This window comes from Polaribacter sp., assembly GCF_049276715.1.
GTDB lineage: Bacteria > Bacteroidota > Bacteroidia > Flavobacteriales > Flavobacteriaceae > Polaribacter.
On the sequence record NZ_JBASWY010000046.1, the window covers coordinates 30,486 to 48,337 of the forward strand.

The following is a 17,852-nucleotide window of genomic DNA, read 5'->3' on the forward strand; positions in this document are numbered from 1 at the left end:
ATGGAACATGATATAAGAGATTTGTTCAAAAATGAAGAAGCCTCAAAAACAGAGTTGCCAAAAAAGCATCTTGAAGAGTTTATTAAAAAATTAGAAAGCTCGAACTTTAATAAAAAGAAAAACTACACTATTCTTAAGATTGTTGCTTCTGTTTTGTTAATTTTTTCATGTATTTATTTCTATAAAACCGGCAGTAATTCTTTAGAAAAAACTGCTTTTGAAATTCAAATTGAGGAAATGGAAAAAGATTATTTAATGAAGATTGATAAGGAATGGAGCTATTTTATAAAAGATGCAAACGATACCATTTTAGTAAAAAAATACAAAGCAAAACTAAAAGATTACAACGTTGAATACAAAGAGATTGCAATGAAATTAAACGAAAGCCCTGAGAGTATAAACCTTTTAGAATCTTTAATTGAAAATCTTCAGAGACGATTGCAATTGATAAAAAGTATTAACGAGCATTTAAAAGAGTTAAACCAAAAAAACACCAGCAATGAAACCATATATTTATAGTATTCTTTTTTTTATTGGAATTAGTTTTTCTTATGCACAAACAGAAGAAATACTTTTGAAAGAAACCTTTCAAGCAACTAAGAACAGCGTTTTAAATTTAGATTTGGACAATGTAAATGTAGTTTTTGAAGAATCTTTTGATGACAAAATTCATTTTGATTATGCTATGATTTTCGGGAATTACTCTAAAAAGAAAAGAGAATTAATAATCAATCAATCAAAAATAAATACGTCACAAAAAGGCGATTTAATTAATTTAAAGGTTATTAATTCAGAGTTTTTAGGAATAAATTACCAGTATTTACCAAATTTTAATAAAGATTACAAATCAGATTCATTATTAATTTCTCTCAAAGATTTTATAAAAAAAGAAATCAAAAAAGAACACACGTACAAAACAAAAGATTCTATTTTAAAAGAAATTATTTTAAGTGAAGGAAGTATTGTAGCTGATTTTTTTAAAACTAATTTAATGAAGCATAAAAACAATGAAAAGTTAAAAAATAAAAAAGTAATCGTAAAATTATTTTCAATCAAGGTTCCTAAGTACGTTAAAATCAGAATTAAATCATTACAAACAGACATTAATTTTACGTTTGATATTACAGAACCTCTCGTAATCAATAATTTTAAAGGGTTTTTAAAGTTTAAAAATATACTTTCTTATGATAATAAAATATCATCTAATAACGGTATTTTTCAAGCTCACTCGTTTCGTAAGGGAACAATTAATTTTAGAGACATGCATAAAGTTCTTATTGGGGCAATATCTAATACAGCTTTTGAAACGGAAACATCTAATATTCAAATAGGTGAAATAGGAGAAAATGTAAAATTTAATGATTTTAGCAGCAAATTACACCTCTATAATTTTAATGAAAATTTCACAAAATTTAATTTAAAAGGAGATTATACAGAATTAAATTTCTATAAAGTTAAGGATACTAATTTTTCTATGGATGTTTTTGGGCACAATACTACTTTAAACATGATTAATGTAAAAACAACATTTGGTGTTTCTGATGATAAAGAAATGACTAAGATTTTAGAAAAAAGGAAAAAAGATGACAAACCATTTTTGGGAAATATAGAAGTAGCCTTAAAAAATGGAGTTCTGAATATTAATTAACAAAAAACCCAACTTTAAAAGTTGGGTTTTTTGTTGTTATTCTTTTTTAGACTTCTTTAAAATTTTTGCCTGTTTTTTCTCTTTCGGAGTTTTAGTAGCTTCTTTTTTAACATTTTTTCTAGCGTCGTTTCCTTTTGCCATAATATAATTTATTTTAATAATCGTTATACGAATTTAGTTTATTTTTTTGATAGAATAATAATCGAAAAATAAAATAATTAAATACCTAAAAACTCTTACAAATCAAATTTAATGCCTTGTGCTAAAGGTAATTCATCAGAATAATTAATGGTATTTGTTTGTCTTCTCATATACACTTTCCAAGCATCAGAACCAGATTCACGACCTCCACCAGTTTCTTTTTCACCACCAAAAGCGCCACCAATTTCTGCTCCAGAAGTTCCAATATTTACGTTTGCAATTCCACAATCAGAACCTGCATAAGACAAGAATTTTTCTGCTTCTTTCATTTCATTAGTCATAATTGCAGATGATAAACCTTGAGCAACTCCATTTTGTTTTTCAATGGCATTTTCTACTTCTCCAGCATATTTCATCAAATATAAAATAGGGGCAAAAGTTTCGTGTTGTACAATTTCAAAATGATTTTCTGCTTCAATAATTGCAGGTTTTACGTAGCAACCAGATTCGTAACCTTCACCTTTTAAAACACCACCTTCAACTAATATGTTTCCACCTTCAGATTTTGCTTTTTCAATCGCATTTAAATAAGTATTTACAGCATCTTTATCAATTAAAGGCCCAACATGATTCTTTTCATCCAATGGGTTTCCAATTTTTATTTGTTTATAAGCGCCAACAATTGCATCTTTTACTTTATTATAAACAGACTCATGAATAATTAATCTTCTAGTTGATGTGCATCTTTGCCCACAAGTTCCAACAGCACCAAAAACAGCTCCAGGAACCACTACTTTTAAATCTGCAGTTGGTGTAATAATAATGGCGTTATTTCCACCCAATTCTAACAAAGATTTTCCAAAACGTTCAGCCACTTTTGAACCTACAATTCTTCCCATTCTTGTAGAGCCAGTTGCAGAAATTAAAGGAATTCTGCTATCAGAAGTCATCATTTCACCCACTTTATAATCGCCATTAATAATGCAAGAAATTCCTTCTGGTAAATTATTTTCTTTTAAAATATCTGCAATTATATTTTGACAAGCTATTGAGCATAAAGGTGCTTTTTCAGAAGCTTTCCACACACAAACATCTCCACAAATCCAAGCTAAAGCTGTGTTCCAAGCCCAAACTGCCACAGGAAAATTAAACGCAGAAATAATACCAACAACACCTATTGGATGCCATTGTTCTCTCATTACATGTCCTGGTCTTTCAGATGGAATGGTTTGTCCATTTAATTGACGAGACAAACCTACTGCAAAATCGCAGATATCTATCATTTCCTGCACTTCTCCCAAACCTTCTTGGTATGATTTACCCATTTCATAAGAAACCAATTTACCAAGTGCTTCTTTTTTTTCTCTTAATTTATTTCCAAACTGACGAACAATTTCTCCTCTTTGTGGCGCAGGTTTATCTCTCCAAATTTTAAAAGCATTGGTAGAAGCATCCATTACTTTTTCGTAATCTTCTTTGGTGGTAGTTTTTACTTTTCCAATTAATTTTCCATCAACTGGAGAATAACTTTCTATAATTTCTCCATTATAAAAATGATTTGAACCTGTAGAAGTTCCGTTATTTATATCTTTTACACCTAACTCTTTCAATGCATTGGCAATTCCGAAATTATCCATTTTGTAAATCGTTTTTTGTTACTTAAATTGAGCTTCGAAATTACGAATAATTTCACAGACAAATAAATTAAACAGAAAGAATACTTTTTGTTTAAAATTAAACAATCAATTTATGAAACAAATACTTTTTATTTTATCATTTTTAATAGTTTCTTATGGATGTAATAAATCTCCAGAAAATGTATCCGAAGAAAAAAAGGAAGATTTAAAAGTAAATGAATTTGCTATTATAATACATGGAGGTGCAGGAACTATTTTAAAGAAAAATATGTCTGATGAAAAAGAAGCTGCCTACAAAGCAAAGCTAGAAGAAGCCATAAAAGTTGGACATACAATACTTAAAAATGGAGGAACAAGCCAAGAAGCAGTAATGAAAACGATACAAGTTATGGAAGAATCGCCTTTGTTTAATGCTGGGAAAGGTGCTGTTTTTACAAATGCAGGCACCAACGAATTAGACGCTTCTTTTATGGATGGTAAAACCTTAAATGCTGGAGCAGTCGCAGGTGTAAAAGACGTGAAAAGCCCTATTGAATTGGCTATAAAAGTAATGACAGACTCAGAACACGTAATGCTTTCTGGAGAGGGAGCAAGCACATTTGCTAAAGAAAAAGGGTTAGAAATTGTTGACCCAAGTTATTTTTTTACGGAAAGTAGATTCAATTCTTTGCAAAGAATAAAAGAGAAAGAAAAAACGGAATTAGATCATGACGCAAAAGCTGCTTTTTATGATGCAGATATAAAAGATAGTAAATTCGGAACTGTAGGATGTGTGGCTTTAGATAAAAATGGAAATATTGCTGCAGGAACTTCTACTGGAGGAATGACAAACAAACGTTGGGGAAGAATTGGTGATGCACCTATTATTGGCTCAGGAACTTATGCAAATAATGTAACATGTGGAGTTTCTTCTACAGGTTGGGGTGAATATTTTATTAGAAGTCAAGTTGCATATGATATTTCTGCACAAATGGAATATCAACAAAAAACCTTAAAAGAAGCCACTAAAGATGTTATTCAAAATAAGTTGACGAAACTTGGTGGAACAGGAGGTGTAGTTGCTCTAGACAAAAATGGAAATATGTCTTTTGAGTTTAATACTGAAGGCATGTACAGAGCTTCTATGGATGATAAAGGGGAATTAATTATCAAAATTTACAAAGAATAATCTAGCCATTCTTCTGGTAAATGCTCCAATTTAATATCTACTATCGCTGTTTTTGTAATTTTATAGATTCCTAAACGCGAAATTACTGGAAGAGATAAATTGATGTTATTTTTCTTATTAATTAAATCTAAAGTTTCTTGCATAGATCTCTTTGCACATAAAACCAAGCTATTCATCATAGAATTAGATTCAACAGATAAATCGTATAAATCCACAAAAATTTTTGGTTTATTATCTTCATAAATAATCCATTGACTAGATTTTCTATTAGGAATTTCAAACACTTTTGATTTACCACTAAAAGTTCTATAAGTGTTTTTTATAAGCTTCATATCCAAAAAATTAACACGTAAAATTATTACTAATTCTAAATATCTACGTAATTTTTCGGTAAGCGGTTTTCAAAGTTCGTTAAGTTTCTACAAATATTATTTATATGAATTTAATAGATAAAATCTGGTAAATTGTTAAAACACTCCACTTTTATAGGAGTTCTAGGCAGGCTGCAATCAGAAATTACATTCCATTTTTCGTTAAATTCTTTTTCTGCATTTGTGTAGGCTTCAACTTTTTGAAGAAAAAGAGCTGTATCTATTTCGCTAGAATATGCAAGGTAACCTTGTGGCCCACCACAAGCTTTGGCACCAAAAGCTACAAAAGACCATTTAGTTTCATCTGTACAAGGAACACTTTTAGAAAGCCCTTCAATTTCCAAATACATCGTAATTAAATTGTTTCGCTCTTGTTGTTGAACAGAGCTATCATCATTTTGACAGCTAAAAAAAATAAATATTGAAAAAAAGAACGCGATAAATACTCTCATTTTATTAACTATTTTTGCAAAATTATGGATAAAATTATTTTTGATATTCAATCTGAACACGAATTTACAAAAATTGCTTTAGAAGTTTTTAGACATCAGTTTAAAAATAATAAAGTATATCGTTCTTTCTGCGATTTGTTGTACAAACACCCTTCAGATATTTCTAAGGTCGAGGAAATTCCGTTTTTACCCATTCAGTTTTTTAAAAGCAGAAAAGTGCTATCTTCTTTAGATGAAGTTCAGGAAATATTCACAAGCTCAGGCACTACAGGCATTGCTACTAGCAAACATTTTGTGACCAATATCAATCTTTACAAAGAGAGTTATTTAAAAGGATTTAATCATTTTTATAGAAATATAGAAGAGTATGTTGTGCTTGCTTTATTGCCTAATTATTTGGAAAGAGAAGGCTCTTCTTTGGTTTTTATGGTAAATGATTTAATTGTAAAAACTAAAAACCAAGAAAGTGGATTTTATCTAAATAATATGGATGAGCTCGCAACAAAACTCATCAATTTAGATAAAAATGGACAAAAAGTTTTATTGATTGGAGTGTCTTTTGCATTGTTAGATTTGATTGAAAAACATCAATTTAGTCTACAAAACACAATTGTGATGGAAACTGGAGGTATGAAAGGTAGAAGAAAAGAACTGATAAGAAACGAGCTACATCAAATTTTACAAAAAGGTTTTGGAGTTTCTGAAATACATTCAGAATATGGAATGACAGAACTATTAAGTCAAGCATATTCTAAAGGAAATGGAGTTTTCGAAACGCCACCTTGGATGAAAATTTTAACCAGAGATACAGAAGATGCTTTAACAGTTTTATCTAAAGAAAAAACAGGAGGAATTAATGTAATAGATTTGGCAAACTACAATTCTTGCTCATTTATTGCTACTCAAGATTTAGGAAAAGTTCATGAAAATGGAACGTTTGAAATTATAGGACGCTTTGATAATTCTGATATTAGAGGATGTAATTTAATGGTTTTGTAGATTTTTTTAAAAGAGAATCAAGAAACAAGATTCAAGAAAATAAATAAGATGAAATTTAAACTATTTCAAGATTTTAAAGATTTTGCTGTAAAAGGCAATATGATAGATATTGCTATTGGCGTAATTATTGGGACAGCATTTAATAAAGTAGTAAATGTTTTGGTAAAAGAGGTTTTAATGCCTCCATTATCTTATTTAACAGATGGCGCAAACTGGGAAAACAGAAAGGTTATTTTAAGAGAAGCAATTCTAGTTGATGGTGGAGCAAACACAGAAGAAATTGCTATTGGTTATGGAAAATTATTTGAAGCAAGTGTCGATTTTTTGATAATATCTTTCACAGTTTTTATGGTTGTAAAATTAATGAACAAGATTAAGAAAAAAGCAGAAGACCCTAAAAATGAAACAGTTGCAACTCCAAAAAATATCGAGTTAATGAATAAAACAAACGAACTTTTAGAAAAGCAAAACGAATTTTTAATTAAACTACTTTCTAAAGAAAAATAAATTTTTCCTGTAAAGAACTTTATTTTTCATCGACCAAATTAGAAATTATGGTTGGATGAAAAAGTATCTATCACTTTTAATTTTATTGGTTTTTAAAACAATTTATGCGCAAGATTACAAGGCTAAAATAGGTTTTGTTGCAGAGAGTTATAATCTTGTTTCCTATTTTGATCATAGAGTAACAGAAGGTAAAAGTGAATTTATTATGGAATTTGATGGCTTAAAACTCAAGTTTGCATCAAAAGAAAATCCTGAAATCTTAAAAAAAGAAGCTGATAAAAACTGGCAAAAATTCATTAGCAACGAATGCTAATCCTATATATATTTTAATCTGTACTAAAAAAGAGCTGAAGATGTTTAGCTCTTTTTTTTATGCGGATTTTCTAGTTCGGTTTTCATTAATTTATCCCAAAAAGTAAAATACAAGCCGTAATTATAATTGAATTTTGTGTGATGTTCATCATGATGTGTGGCACCAATAATATGTTTGCTAAAAAATTGCCCAAATTTTCCTGAAGGATATACTTCAACTCCAGCATGATTTATGGTTGCAGAAAGTGTCATCAGCATTAAAACAAAAAAGAAAGCGAATAAATGAATTGGCAAAACACAAACAATTATTGGAAAAAATAATGCTTGTAAAATCGTTTCTAAAGGATGAAAAGAAAATGACGTAAACACGGTTGTATGAATGCTTTTATGATGCACTAAATGAAAATATCTGTACACTTTTGGATTGTGCATCCATCTGTGAATCCAATAATAATAAGTGTCTTGTAAAAATAGAAACAAGAAAATACTTAAGGGAATATAAAAAATGCTAAATGCATCAAAATCAGTATAAATAGCAGTGTAATTGTGTTGATACAAAAAGTAAATACCTACAGCCAAACAACCAAAAATAAGAGCACTTATGGCAGACCAATAAATTTCTTTTTGAATTTGTTTTTTCTTAGTTTTCTTAGTTTTCTTAGTTTTCTTTTTTCTAAAAATTCTGTTTTCGAATTTCTCTTTTAAGAGTTTAAAAAAGGTAAAATGATATACAAGGGAAAATACTAAATACCTAAAAAAAATAATAAGCGTTAAAGTGAGTATTAATGTTGTAAGAACATTTAAATCACTAAAATTCACCTCTTCAAACTGCATTTTACTTTTTTTAATTATTCAACAATCAACAAATAATATGTTTTTTTACCACGTTGTAAAAGCACGTATTTATTATCAATTAAGTCTTCTTTTGTAATTGTAAAATCTTCTTTTACTTTTTCTTTATTTACAGAAATTGCATTTTCTTTTAATGCTCTTCTAGCTTCTCCATTCGAATTTAAAAAGTTCGTTTCTGCAGCCAAAGCAGCAATCATATCCAAACCATTTTCAACTAATGAACTTGAAATTGTTGCTTGTGGGACACCTTCGAAAATATCTAATAATGTTTGTTCGTCTAAAGATTTTAAATCAGCTGCAGTAGATTTTCCAAACAAAATTTCAGAAGCAGCAATTGCTTTTTCATATTCCTCTTTTCCATGAACCAAAACACTAACTTCTTCCCCTAAACGTTTTTGTAAAACTCTGTTGTGTGGCGCTTCATTGTGTTCATCAATTAGAGCAGTAATCGTTTCTTGATCTAAAAAAGTAAAGATTTTTATATATTTTTCTGCATCTTCATCAGAAGTATTTAACCAATATTGATAAAATTTATACGCAGAGGTTCTTTTAGCATCTAACCAAACATTTCCACCTTCAGATTTTCCGAATTTAGAACCATCAGACTTTGTAATTAATGGACATGTAATTGCATAGCCTTTACCATTTCCAATTCTTCTAATCAGTTCAGTTCCAGTGGTAATATTTCCCCATTGATCTGAGCCACCCATTTGAATTGTGGTGTTGTTTTCTCTAAACAAATGCAAAAAATCGTAACCTTGTACTAATTGATAGGTAAATTCTGTAAAAGACATTCCGTCTTTAGATTCAGCACTAATTCTGTTTTTCACAGAATCTTTGGCCATCATATAATTTACAGTAATGTGTTTTCCTGTATCTCTAATAAATTCTAAAAAAGAAATTCCTTTCATCCAATCGTAATTATTGACTAGAATTGCAGCATTTTTCTCATTCGAAGTAAAATCTAAAAAGTGCCCTAATTGTGCTTTTACACATTCTTGATTATGACGTAAAGTTGTTTCATCTAACAAATTACGTTCAGAAGATTTCCCTGAAGGATCTCCAATCATACCAGTTGCACCACCAACCAAAGCAATAGGTCTGTGTCCACATCTTTGATAATGAGCCAACAACATAATTGGCACCAAATTCCCAATATGCAAAGAATCTGCTGTAGGATCGAAACCCACATAGGCACTTCTCATTTCTTCTAACAAATGTTCTTCAGTTCCTGGCATGCTATCATGCAACATTCCTCTCCATTGTAATTCTGCAATAAAATTCTTCATTATTATCAATTTATCAGTGGACAAAGATAAACTTATCAACTAAAAAATCATAAATTAGCTTTATGATTTTAGTTACAGGAGGCACAGGTTTAGTTGGTTCGCATTTATTGTATCATTTAAGTTTAGAAAATGATAAAATAAGAGCTATTTACAGAACAAAATCATCTTTAGAAAAGGTAAAAAAAGTCTTTTCTTATTATACTTCAGATCCTTCTTTTTTTGATAAAATTGATTGGTTTCAGGCAGATATTACAGATGTTCCAGCAATGATTCCTGCTTTTTTGGATATGAAATACGTATATCATTGTGCAGCATTTATTTCTTTTAACCCAAAAGATTATAGGGAAATGCGTAAAACAAATATTCACGGAACTGCGATTATTGTCAATCTTTCTATTGATGCTAAAATTGATAAACTTTGTTTTGTAAGTTCTATTGCTGCTGTTGGAGATTCTATAAAAAATGAACCTATTACAGAAAATTGCGAGTGGAATAAAGAGAAGGATAATAGTGGATATTCCATCACAAAATTTGGTGCAGAAATGGAAGTTTGGAGAGCAAGTCAAGAAAATGTAGATGTTGTAATTGTAAATCCTGGAGTTATTTTAGGAAGTGGATTTTGGGATGCTGGTTCAGGAAAACTATTCAGTCAAGTTTATAACGGATTCCAATATTATACAGAAGGCGTTACTGGTTTTGTTTCTGTGCAAGATGTTGTAAAACCGATGATTTTATTGATGAAATCGGATGTTAAAAACGAACGTTTTATATTGGTTTCAGAAAATAAATCATTCAAAGAAATCTTCTTTTTAATTGCGGATGCTTTTGGTAAAAAACGACCATCAACAAAAATAAAACCTTGGCAAACAGCCATTTTTTGGAGAATTGCTTGGGTTTTGTCAAAAATAACTGGGAAAGAACCTTTGATAAGTAAATATTCTGCAAGAAGTGCACATTCCATTTCTGAATATTCATCTAAAAAAATAGAAAAAGAATTGGGTTATGAATTTGAATCTGTGGATAAATCTATAGAGAGTATTTCTAAAAATTATTCAGAAAATTAATTTTATTCAATAGAATCTTTAGAAATACTATCTTTTTTCAATTCTAGTTTTTTAGTGCCGATGTTTTTAATAGAATCTTTTCTAATAGAATCTAATCTTTTCGTTATTGCATCGTAATAATCTTTTTGCTGTTTTAAACTATTTTCTGCGTCTTGAAATATTCTTTGATAATCGTCTATTTTAGACATATAATATAAGTTAGATGATTGAAAACGAGCACTATCAATCTTAAAACGATCGTATACAAAAGGCATATAATTTATATTTCTCTGTAAATTTTTATTAATTAAAAATTCAGCAGAAGAAGCCAACATTAATTCCTGAACCAACAAACTCATTGAGTCTTTAGGTATTAAATCTACAGGCTTTTTATAAATAGTATTGCTTGTGCAAGAAACCATAAAAATGAACAATAAAAGGTAGCTTATTTTCTTCATTTTATCTATTAAAAGAGATTCTTTTTCCTTTTATACCATCATTAAAAATACCATTATTATACACTAAATTTCCATTTACAAAGGTATGTGTTATGGTCGATGAAAAGGTTGTACCCTCAAAAGGAGACCAACCACATTTGTATAAAATATTATCTTTGGCAACTGTTTGTGGTTTGTTGGCATCTATTAAAACCAAATCAGCAAAATAACCTTCTTTTATAAAACCACGTTTTTCTATTTGAAATAATTTTGCAGGATTATGACTCATTTTTTCAACGGCTTTTTCAATAGAAATTACACCTTCTTTCACTTTCTCTAAAATGGCAATTACTGCATGTTGTACTAAAGGCCCTCCACTTGGTGCTTTTAAATAAGTGTTACTTTTCTCTTCTAAAGTGTGAGGTGCATGGTCTGTTGCCAAAACATCAATTCTGTCATCTAACAAAGCTTTCCATAAACCCAATCTGTCTTTTTCGGTTTTAACTGCTGGATTCCATTTTATATGCGTTCCTTTTTCATCATAATCTTTATCAGAAAACCATAAATGATGTATACAAACTTCTGCTGTGATTTGTTTTTCTTCTAAAGGAATATCATTTCTAAAAAGGTGTGTTTCTTTTTCGGTTGATAAATGAAAAACATGCAATCTTGCTCCAGTTTTCTTCGCTAATTCTATGGCTTTTGAAGAGGATAAGTAGCAAGCTTCTTCACTTCTAATAATTGGATGGTATTTTACAGGAATGTTTTCCCCATATTTTTCTACAAATTCTGCAGTATTTTTTCTGATGGTATTTTCATCTTCACAATGCACAGAAATAATCATTTTTGTTGATGAAAAAATTTTCTCTAAAACAGTTTCATCATCCACTAACATATTGCCTGTAGACGAACCTAGGAATAGCTTTATGCCTGCAACTTTTTTTGGATCGGTCTTTAATAATTCGTCTAAATTATCGTTCGTTCCACCAAACATAAAAGAGTAGTTTGCGTACGAATTTTTAGCAGCAATTTTAAACTTATCTTCCAATAATTTTTGGGTGGTTGCCTGAGGCACTGTATTTGGCATTTCTATAAAAGTGGTAATTCCGCCAGCAACAGCAGCTTTGCTTTCTGTAGCAATATTTGCCTTGTGTGTTAATCCAGGTTCTCTAAAATGAACTTGATCATCAATAAAACCAGGAATTAAATATTTTCCATCAGCATTAATAACCTCAGTGTTTTCCGGGGTTTTTATGTTCGCAGAAATTTGTTTTATAATTTCGTTTTCTATGAGAACATCACCTTTAAAAGTTTTGTTTTCATTTACAATTGTTGCATTTTTAATTAAAGTAGATTTTGTCATTTTTCTTTTTAAATATCCATTCTCATATTTACTAAACTCTTTTTAAAACCAAAGTTTTCGTAAGATTTTAAAGCAGAAATATTATTGCTGTAAACATCTAGCCGTAATTCTTTTAATTGATTTTCTTTTGCCCAATTTTTTAAGGACGCCAAAATTAAATTACTAATTTTTTGACCTCTAAAAGATGGTTTTACATACATAAATCCAATATAACCATGTTTTGGATTCTTATGATATTGTTTGGAGTTTTCAATTCTTACATATCCAGAGGCAACGATTTCTTCACCAAAAATACCCACAATTAAATAAACGTTTTTAGATGCAATCATTTCTGGAATATCATAATAATATAAATCTCCAGAATTTAAAAAAGGATCTAAAGGTCTTTCTGCTTCAATGACTCCTTGTTCAAATTTCAACAAAATTTCAAGATCATTTTCAGTAGCTGTTCTAATACTAATTGTATTCATGTGGTGTTTATTTAGGCAAACCTTTTAATCTTAATTTTATAACTCCTAAAAGAGCTTCAGAAGCTATATTTGTACTCATTTTAGAGGATCCTAAATGCCTGTCTGTAAAAACTACAGATACTTCTTTTATGTTAAATTTATGTTTCCAAGCTTTAAATTTCATTTCAATCTGAAAAGCATAACCTATAAACTTAATTTTATCTAGGTTTATGGTTTCAAGAACTTTACGTTTCCAACAGACAAAACCAGCAGTGGTATCAAAAATAGGAATTCGTGTTACAAAACGCACGTATTTTGATGCAAAATAAGATAGTAATAATCGTTTAATATCCCAATTCACAACATTTACTCGATTATTTACATATCTAGAGCCAATAGAAACATCTCCACCTTGTTTATGGCAAGCATTGTACAATCTTATCAAATCTTTTGGATTATGAGAAAAATCTGCATCCATCTCAATGATGTATTCATATTTTTTTGACAAAGCCCACTTAAATCCATGAATATATGCAGTACCCAAACCATTTTTTCCGCTTCTTTTTTCTAAAAAAAGTTTACTAGGAAATTCTTGGATTAAATGCTCTACAATAGCAGCAGTTCCATCAGGAGAATTATCATCAATAACTAAAATATGGAATATTTTTTTTTGATTGAAAGTTGCTCTAACTATGGCTTCAATATTTTCTTTTTCGTTGTAAGTAGGAATAATTACTAAAGCGTCTGACATAAATTAATTTTCATGTAGTAGTAAACAAATATACATTATTTAATTACTAATTTTGTGTTAATGTTACTAATAGAAAATCACTTGCAGGCAATAGATAAAATTCCAGATTCAAATTATTGGGTAACCTTGGTTTTATTGTTTTTGTTTTTTTTAATATTTATTCTAAAAGCCATAGATTCTAAAAGATTGAAAGAAGATTTTACCTTTTTAATTAAAGTGCCTTTTCTTAAATATGAAACGGATGATACTTATAGTTTTTTTCATGTTTATCAAATCGTAATTTTTCTTTTTTCAACAACGGTTATATCAATGGTTATTTATAAGTTTAAATTAAATTCTCGCGAAGAAGATTTAGCCTTTTTTACAAACATTTTCCTTGTTGTTTTTTTCTACTTTATAGCTAAGCGTATATTAGAATATTTGCTTTTTTCTCTGCTGCAAATTAAGCAAGCAACCCAGTTTTTTATAAATTCGAAGTGGAATTATCTATATTCTTTAACCTTTTTTTTATTTGGAGGTATTATTTTATTTGAATTTACCAATTTAAAACAAGACTATTTATTCTACCTAGCTGTATTTCTATTCTTCTTACGATTTATATTTCATTTCGTCAGCAACAAAAACCTGATTTTTAGTAAGTTGTTTTATTTTATTTTATACCTTTGCGCCTTTGAAATAGCACCGCTATTTTTACTGTTTAAATTGATGTTTTAATTACTAATTGAAAGCGTATGAAAGTGAAAACAATTTTAGTATCGCAACCTGCACCAAAAACAGAAACCTCTCCTTATTTTGATTTGTCTGATAAACAAAAAGTAAAGATCGATTTTAGGTCTTTTATACATGTAGAAGGGATATCAGTAAAAGACGTAAGAGCTCAAAAAATTGAGTTAAAAAATTATTCAGCTATTATTTTAACAAGTAGAAATGCTGTAGATCATTTTTTTAGAGTTGCAGAAGAAATGCGTTTTAAAGTGCCAGATTCTATGAAGTATTTTTGTCAGTCTGAGGCTGTTGCGTACTACTTGCAAAAATATGTTGTTTACAGAAAACGTAAAATATATGTAGGTAACAGAACTTTTCCAGAATTGGCAAAACTAATCAAGAAGCATAAAAGCGAGAAGTTTTTATTACCATCTTCAGATAAATTGAAATCTTTAATTCCTGATGAATTAGACAAATTAGGGGTAACTTGGAAAAGAGTGGATTTATACAGAACAGTAATAAGCGATTTGTCTGATTTAGAAAATGTTTTCTACGATGTTTTAGTATTTTTTAGTCCATCTGGAATCGATTCTTTATTTCAAAACTTTCCTAATTTTAAACAAAACGAAACTAGAATTGCAGCTTTTGGAAGTTCGACAGTAAAAGCAGTTACAGAAGCTGGTTTAAAGTGCGATATTGAAGCACCAACCAAAGAAACGCCTTCGATGACAATGGCTTTAGAAAAATATATTAAAGAAGTAAATAAGAAGTAACTTTTTACAATAGTTAGCCAAAACCGAACAGAAATGTTCGGTTTTTTTTATGCAAATAAAGTAGCAAAAGCTTCTTCTATTTTACCAACCAAGATTAATTTAATTCCATGATTTTTAGAGGTAATCTTATTGTATTTTGATGCCACAAAAGTTTTATATCCTAACTTTTCTGCCTCTAATATTCTTTGGTCAATTTTAGAAACGGGTCTAATTTCTCCAGCCAAACCAACTTCTGCTGCAAAACAAACATTTGGGTTAATTGCAATATCTTGGTTGGATGATAAAATTGCAGCAACCACAGCCAAATCAATTGCTGGATCATCAACATTAATACCTCCAGTAATGTTTAAAAAAACATCTTTTGCACCTAATTTAAAACCTGCTCTTTTTTCAAGAACGGCCAAAATCATGTGTAATCTTTTTAAATTATAACCTGTTGTAGAGCGTTGTGGAGTTCCGTAAACAGCCGTTGAAACTAAGGCTTGAATTTCTATCATTAAAGGTCGAATACCCTCTAAAGTTGATGCAATTGCAGTTCCACTTAAATCTGCATCTTTTTTAGAAATTAATATTTCAGACGGATTTGAAATCTCTCTCAAACCATTAGAAAGCATTTCATAAATACCCAATTCTGAGGTAGAACCAAATCTATTTTTCTGACTTCTTAAAATTCTGTATGTATGATTTCTGTCTCCTTCAAATTGTAAAACAACATCTACCATATGTTCTAAAATTTTTGGTCCAGCAATGTTTCCTTCTTTATTGATGTGCCCAATTAATAAAACAGGAGTTGCTGTTTCTTTGGCAAATTTTATGAGTTCTGCAGCAGTTTCTCTAATTTGAGAAATGCTTCCAGGAGAAGCCTCAATGGAATTTGTATGCAAAGTTTGTATAGAATCTATGACTAAAACTTCTGGTTCAGTTTCTTCGATATTTTTGAAGATTTGTTGGGTATTTGTTTCAGTAAGAATTAAACAATTAGAGTTGATTCCTTCTAATCTTTCTGCTCTCATTTTTATTTGAGATTGACTTTCTTCACCAGAAACATACAATACTTTTTGTTTGATGTTTAAAGCAACTTGCAATAATAAAGTCGATTTTCCAATTCCAGGTTCACCACCTAAAAGTGTCACAGAACCTTTAACCAAACCACCACCTAAAACTGTGTCTAACTCATTGTTATTGGTGATGATTCTTTCTTCAGGATTTAGCTGAATATCAGCAATTTTTAAAGGTTTATTAATGCTTTGTTTTGCTGTTGTGCTTTGTTTCCAAACACGTTTTTCTTCTTTTTGAATTACTTCTTCTACAATGGTATTCCATTCTTTACAAGCGCCACATTGTCCTACCCATTTTGCATGTTGAGTTCCGCAATTTTGACAAAAAAAAGTTGTTTTGGTTTTTGACATTTTATATAAGTTGCAAAGTTTTAAAGTTGCAAAGTTACAAAGTTTAATATCAGATGGTTTTTAAAAAGAACACAAAATTAAATTTTGTAAAAAGCTGTTTGATAATTGCGTTAGCGATTGAAACGACATCCTTTTTGTTTTTTCACAAAAAGATATAGTGAAAAGCGCGACCTTTAGGGAACGCCCAACTTTTAGATACAATTTTTAAAAAAATTACTCGAAGTTATTTTGTTTTATTTACAACAGGAAGCAATAAAAAAGCCAAACCTCCAAAAACGATAATCATGGCAGTTTGTGCTGTCCACATAATCCAACCAAAAGCGTTTCCTGTAACTTTATCAATACCAAAAAGTGCCAAAGCACTTGCTACAGCAACAGGATACAAACCAACTCCACCATTTGTGGCTGCAATTGAAAGACCGCCTGCAATAAAGCCGATTAAAATTCCGCCAATTGGCACTTCTAAGCCATCTACAGCAGGAATTGTAGCCCAAAACATGGCAACATACATTACCCAGATAAAAACGGTATGAAAAATAAAAGCCCACTTATTTTTCATTTTAAAGATGCTTGTAACTCCATCTTTTAATCCTAAGAAAAACGATTTTACTTTTAATGCAAATTTCGATTTTGCTTTTTTGAAATATAAAATGAATACAACAAAAAAGACAATTACGAGGACAAGAGATAGGATTGTTTTTTTAGGATTGAAATCTTTCAATAAAAGGTTCCAGATAAAATCAAACTGGATAAATAGGGTAATTCCGATAATGATGAACATCATTATTAAGTCTGCCAATCTTTCTGCAACTATGGTTCCAAATCCTTTTTCGAAGGGTATTTTTTCATAATTTGTCATTACAGCAGCTCTTGTAACTTCGCCTGCTCTTGGTAAAAATATATTCATTAAATAAGCAACCAAAACTGCTAATGTTGCGTTTACAAATCGAGGTTTGTAACCTAGAGGTTCTAATAAATATTTCCACCTGTAAGCTCTAGATAAATGGCTTAATATACCAAAAAGTAAACCCAATGCAATCCAAGAATAATTCGCTTTTTTAAAGTACTCTGCTAATTCTTCTGGGGATACAATAGTTAAAGAATACCAAACTAAAAAACCTCCCAAAATGAGAGGTATAGAAATTTTTAAGACTTTTTTTATATCCAAAATTATTAAGTAAGCGTGTTATTTTTTTCATTCGGAAAAACCAAAGAGGGTTTAAATTTCTTTGCTTCTTCGAACTCCATAAACGCGTACACAATTAAAATTAAAACATCACCAACAGCAACTAATCTAGAAGCAGCGCCATTTAAGGTAATTTCTCCACTTCCTCTTGGACCAGGAATTGCATAAGTTTCTAAACGATTTCCATTGTTATTATTCACAATTTGAACACGTTCGCCTTCAATAATATTGGCAGCATCCATTAAATCTTCATCAATGGTAATGCTTCCTATATAATTTAAATCTGCACCTGTAACTTTTACACGATGGATTTTAGATTTTACTACTTGTACTAACATGCTGCAAAAATACTAATTTTTT

General features: G+C 29.8%; 21 protein-coding genes. 9 read left to right on the top strand and 12 right to left on the bottom strand.

The window, feature by feature from the left end:
- The gene (locus WAO74_RS12445; protein ID WP_422162582.1) at positions 1 to 519 is read left to right on the top strand and encodes a hypothetical protein; all 519 of its coding nucleotides are present in this window, start codon (positions 1 to 3) and stop codon (positions 517 to 519) included.
- The gene (locus tag WAO74_RS12450; RefSeq protein ID WP_422162583.1) at positions 500 to 1,648 is read left to right on the top strand and encodes a hypothetical protein; all 1,149 of its coding nucleotides are present in this window, start codon (positions 500 to 502) and stop codon (positions 1,646 to 1,648) included. The genes WAO74_RS12445 and WAO74_RS12450 overlap by 20 nt, the downstream gene beginning before the upstream one ends.
- A gap of 236 nt (positions 1,649 to 1,884) precedes the next feature.
- Here WAO74_RS12450 and WAO74_RS12455 read toward each other — a convergent pair whose 3' ends face one another.
- Complete coding sequence (locus tag WAO74_RS12455; protein ID WP_422162584.1) at positions 1,885 to 3,426, bottom strand: aldehyde dehydrogenase family protein; 1,542 nt, start codon at positions 3,424 to 3,426, stop codon at positions 1,885 to 1,887.
- 112 nt (positions 3,427 to 3,538) lie between these two features.
- On the opposite strand from WAO74_RS12455, the gene WAO74_RS12460 reads away from it, so the two are divergent.
- Positions 3,539 to 4,594: an isoaspartyl peptidase/L-asparaginase family protein gene (locus tag WAO74_RS12460; RefSeq protein WP_422162585.1), complete on the top strand. Its 1,056-nt coding sequence runs from the start codon at positions 3,539 to 3,541 to the stop codon at positions 4,592 to 4,594.
- On the opposite strand, the gene WAO74_RS12465 is transcribed toward WAO74_RS12460, so the two are convergent.
- The gene (locus WAO74_RS12465) at positions 4,582 to 4,926 is read right to left on the bottom strand and encodes a hypothetical protein (RefSeq protein WP_422162586.1); all 345 of its coding nucleotides are present in this window, start codon (positions 4,924 to 4,926) and stop codon (positions 4,582 to 4,584) included. The genes WAO74_RS12460 and WAO74_RS12465 overlap by 13 nt on opposite strands.
- 110 nt (positions 4,927 to 5,036) lie before the next feature.
- Positions 5,037 to 5,417 (bottom strand): hypothetical protein, encoded by a 381-nt coding sequence (locus WAO74_RS12470; RefSeq protein ID WP_422162587.1) that lies wholly within the window; start codon positions 5,415 to 5,417, stop codon positions 5,037 to 5,039.
- Between the two features lie 24 nt (positions 5,418 to 5,441).
- Here WAO74_RS12470 and WAO74_RS12475 point away from each other — a divergent pair, with 24 nt between their 5' ends.
- From WAO74_RS12475 to WAO74_RS12485, 3 genes are read left to right on the top strand one after another with little or no spacing between them, the layout of a single operon-like run.
- Positions 5,442 to 6,416, top strand: a complete 975-nt coding sequence (locus tag WAO74_RS12475; RefSeq protein WP_422162588.1) for an acyl transferase — start codon at positions 5,442 to 5,444, stop codon at positions 6,414 to 6,416.
- A 48-nt stretch (positions 6,417 to 6,464) separates the two neighbouring features.
- Positions 6,465 to 6,923 (top strand): large conductance mechanosensitive channel protein MscL, encoded by a 459-nt coding sequence (gene mscL / locus WAO74_RS12480; RefSeq protein WP_422162589.1) that lies wholly within the window; start codon positions 6,465 to 6,467, stop codon positions 6,921 to 6,923.
- A 55-nt stretch (positions 6,924 to 6,978) separates the two neighbouring features.
- Entirely contained in the window at positions 6,979 to 7,236 is a 258-nt protein-coding gene (locus WAO74_RS12485; RefSeq protein ID WP_422162590.1) for a hypothetical protein, read from the top strand.
- A 44-nt stretch (positions 7,237 to 7,280) separates the two neighbouring features.
- On the opposite strand, the gene WAO74_RS12490 is transcribed toward WAO74_RS12485, so the two are convergent.
- A complete protein-coding gene (locus WAO74_RS12490; RefSeq protein WP_422162591.1) occupies positions 7,281 to 8,069 on the bottom strand; it encodes a sterol desaturase family protein in 789 nt (262 codons plus the stop codon).
- Between the two features lie 14 nt (positions 8,070 to 8,083).
- Positions 8,084 to 9,376, bottom strand: coding sequence for a tyrosine--tRNA ligase (tyrS, locus tag WAO74_RS12495; protein WP_422162592.1), 1,293 nt, complete (start codon positions 9,374 to 9,376; stop codon positions 8,084 to 8,086).
- Between the two features lie 62 nt (positions 9,377 to 9,438).
- Here tyrS and WAO74_RS12500 point away from each other — a divergent pair, with 62 nt between their 5' ends.
- On the top strand, positions 9,439 to 10,440 hold the full coding sequence (locus tag WAO74_RS12500; protein ID WP_422162593.1) for an NAD-dependent epimerase/dehydratase family protein: 1,002 nt from the start codon (positions 9,439 to 9,441) through the stop codon (positions 10,438 to 10,440).
- Positions 10,441 to 10,442: 2 nt separating this feature from the next.
- Here WAO74_RS12500 and WAO74_RS12505 read toward each other — a convergent pair whose 3' ends face one another.
- Genes WAO74_RS12505 through WAO74_RS12520 form a run of 4 tightly spaced genes read right to left on the bottom strand, consistent with a single transcriptional unit; the run spans position 10,443 to position 13,419 of the window.
- A complete protein-coding gene (locus tag WAO74_RS12505; protein WP_422162594.1) occupies positions 10,443 to 10,877 on the bottom strand; it encodes a DUF4296 domain-containing protein in 435 nt (144 codons plus the stop codon).
- Position 10,878: 1 nt separating this feature from the next.
- Entirely contained in the window at positions 10,879 to 12,219 is a 1,341-nt protein-coding gene (locus WAO74_RS12510) for a dihydroorotase (RefSeq protein ID WP_422162595.1), read from the bottom strand.
- 8 nt (positions 12,220 to 12,227) lie between these two features.
- Entirely contained in the window at positions 12,228 to 12,689 is a 462-nt protein-coding gene (locus WAO74_RS12515; RefSeq protein ID WP_422162596.1) for a GNAT family N-acetyltransferase, read from the bottom strand.
- A gap of 7 nt (positions 12,690 to 12,696) precedes the next feature.
- Positions 12,697 to 13,419: a polyprenol monophosphomannose synthase gene (locus WAO74_RS12520; RefSeq protein WP_422162597.1), complete on the bottom strand. Its 723-nt coding sequence runs from the start codon at positions 13,417 to 13,419 to the stop codon at positions 12,697 to 12,699.
- Between the two features lie 60 nt (positions 13,420 to 13,479).
- Between WAO74_RS12520 and WAO74_RS12525 the strand changes: the two genes are divergently transcribed.
- Complete coding sequence (locus WAO74_RS12525; protein WP_422162598.1) at positions 13,480 to 14,133, top strand: DUF4271 domain-containing protein; 654 nt, start codon at positions 13,480 to 13,482, stop codon at positions 14,131 to 14,133.
- A gap of 17 nt (positions 14,134 to 14,150) precedes the next feature.
- The gene (locus WAO74_RS12530) at positions 14,151 to 14,897 is read left to right on the top strand and encodes a uroporphyrinogen-III synthase (protein WP_422162599.1); all 747 of its coding nucleotides are present in this window, start codon (positions 14,151 to 14,153) and stop codon (positions 14,895 to 14,897) included.
- A 47-nt stretch (positions 14,898 to 14,944) separates the two neighbouring features.
- Here WAO74_RS12530 and radA read toward each other — a convergent pair whose 3' ends face one another.
- The 3 genes from radA to panD all read right to left on the bottom strand — a co-directional run bounded on the left by radA (position 14,945) and on the right by panD (position 17,830).
- The gene (radA, locus tag WAO74_RS12535) at positions 14,945 to 16,306 is read right to left on the bottom strand and encodes a DNA repair protein RadA (RefSeq protein ID WP_422162600.1); all 1,362 of its coding nucleotides are present in this window, start codon (positions 16,304 to 16,306) and stop codon (positions 14,945 to 14,947) included.
- Between the two features lie 223 nt (positions 16,307 to 16,529).
- A complete protein-coding gene (locus WAO74_RS12540) occupies positions 16,530 to 17,474 on the bottom strand; it encodes a lysylphosphatidylglycerol synthase transmembrane domain-containing protein (protein ID WP_422162601.1) in 945 nt (314 codons plus the stop codon).
- Between the two features lie 5 nt (positions 17,475 to 17,479).
- Entirely contained in the window at positions 17,480 to 17,830 is a 351-nt protein-coding gene (panD, locus tag WAO74_RS12545) for an aspartate 1-decarboxylase (protein ID WP_422162602.1), read from the bottom strand.
- Positions 17,831 to 17,852: the final 22 nt, after the last annotated feature.

Coding starts and splice junctions, on each gene's coding strand:
- WAO74_RS12510 (WP_422162595.1), bottom strand. CDS start 12,219: ATGACAAAATCTACTTTAATTAAAAATGCAACAATTGTAAATGAAAAC.
- WAO74_RS12470 (WP_422162587.1), bottom strand. CDS start 5,417: ATGAGAGTATTTATCGCGTTCTTTTTTTCAATATTTATTTTTTTTAGC.
- panD (WP_422162602.1), bottom strand. CDS start 17,830: ATGTTAGTACAAGTAGTAAAATCTAAAATCCATCGTGTAAAAGTTACA.
- WAO74_RS12465 (WP_422162586.1), bottom strand. CDS start 4,926: ATGAAGCTTATAAAAAACACTTATAGAACTTTTAGTGGTAAATCAAAA.
- WAO74_RS12485 (WP_422162590.1), top strand. CDS start 6,979: ATGAAAAAGTATCTATCACTTTTAATTTTATTGGTTTTTAAAACAATT.
- WAO74_RS12455 (WP_422162584.1), bottom strand. CDS start 3,426: ATGGATAATTTCGGAATTGCCAATGCATTGAAAGAGTTAGGTGTAAAA.
- WAO74_RS12525 (WP_422162598.1), top strand. CDS start 13,480: ATGTTACTAATAGAAAATCACTTGCAGGCAATAGATAAAATTCCAGAT.
- WAO74_RS12475 (WP_422162588.1), top strand. CDS start 5,442: ATGGATAAAATTATTTTTGATATTCAATCTGAACACGAATTTACAAAA.
- radA (WP_422162600.1), bottom strand. CDS start 16,306: ATGTCAAAAACCAAAACAACTTTTTTTTGTCAAAATTGCGGAACTCAA.
- mscL (WP_422162589.1), top strand. CDS start 6,465: ATGAAATTTAAACTATTTCAAGATTTTAAAGATTTTGCTGTAAAAGGC.
- WAO74_RS12520 (WP_422162597.1), bottom strand. CDS start 13,419: ATGTCAGACGCTTTAGTAATTATTCCTACTTACAACGAAAAAGAAAAT.
- tyrS (WP_422162592.1), bottom strand. CDS start 9,376: ATGAAGAATTTTATTGCAGAATTACAATGGAGAGGAATGTTGCATGAT.
- WAO74_RS12505 (WP_422162594.1), bottom strand. CDS start 10,877: ATGAAGAAAATAAGCTACCTTTTATTGTTCATTTTTATGGTTTCTTGC.
- WAO74_RS12530 (WP_422162599.1), top strand. CDS start 14,151: ATGAAAGTGAAAACAATTTTAGTATCGCAACCTGCACCAAAAACAGAA.
- WAO74_RS12490 (WP_422162591.1), bottom strand. CDS start 8,069: ATGCAGTTTGAAGAGGTGAATTTTAGTGATTTAAATGTTCTTACAACA.
- WAO74_RS12450 (WP_422162583.1), top strand. CDS start 500: ATGAAACCATATATTTATAGTATTCTTTTTTTTATTGGAATTAGTTTT.
- WAO74_RS12460 (WP_422162585.1), top strand. CDS start 3,539: ATGAAACAAATACTTTTTATTTTATCATTTTTAATAGTTTCTTATGGA.
- WAO74_RS12515 (WP_422162596.1), bottom strand. CDS start 12,689: ATGAATACAATTAGTATTAGAACAGCTACTGAAAATGATCTTGAAATT.
- WAO74_RS12445 (WP_422162582.1), top strand. CDS start 1: ATGGAACATGATATAAGAGATTTGTTCAAAAATGAAGAAGCCTCAAAA.
- WAO74_RS12500 (WP_422162593.1), top strand. CDS start 9,439: ATGATTTTAGTTACAGGAGGCACAGGTTTAGTTGGTTCGCATTTATTG.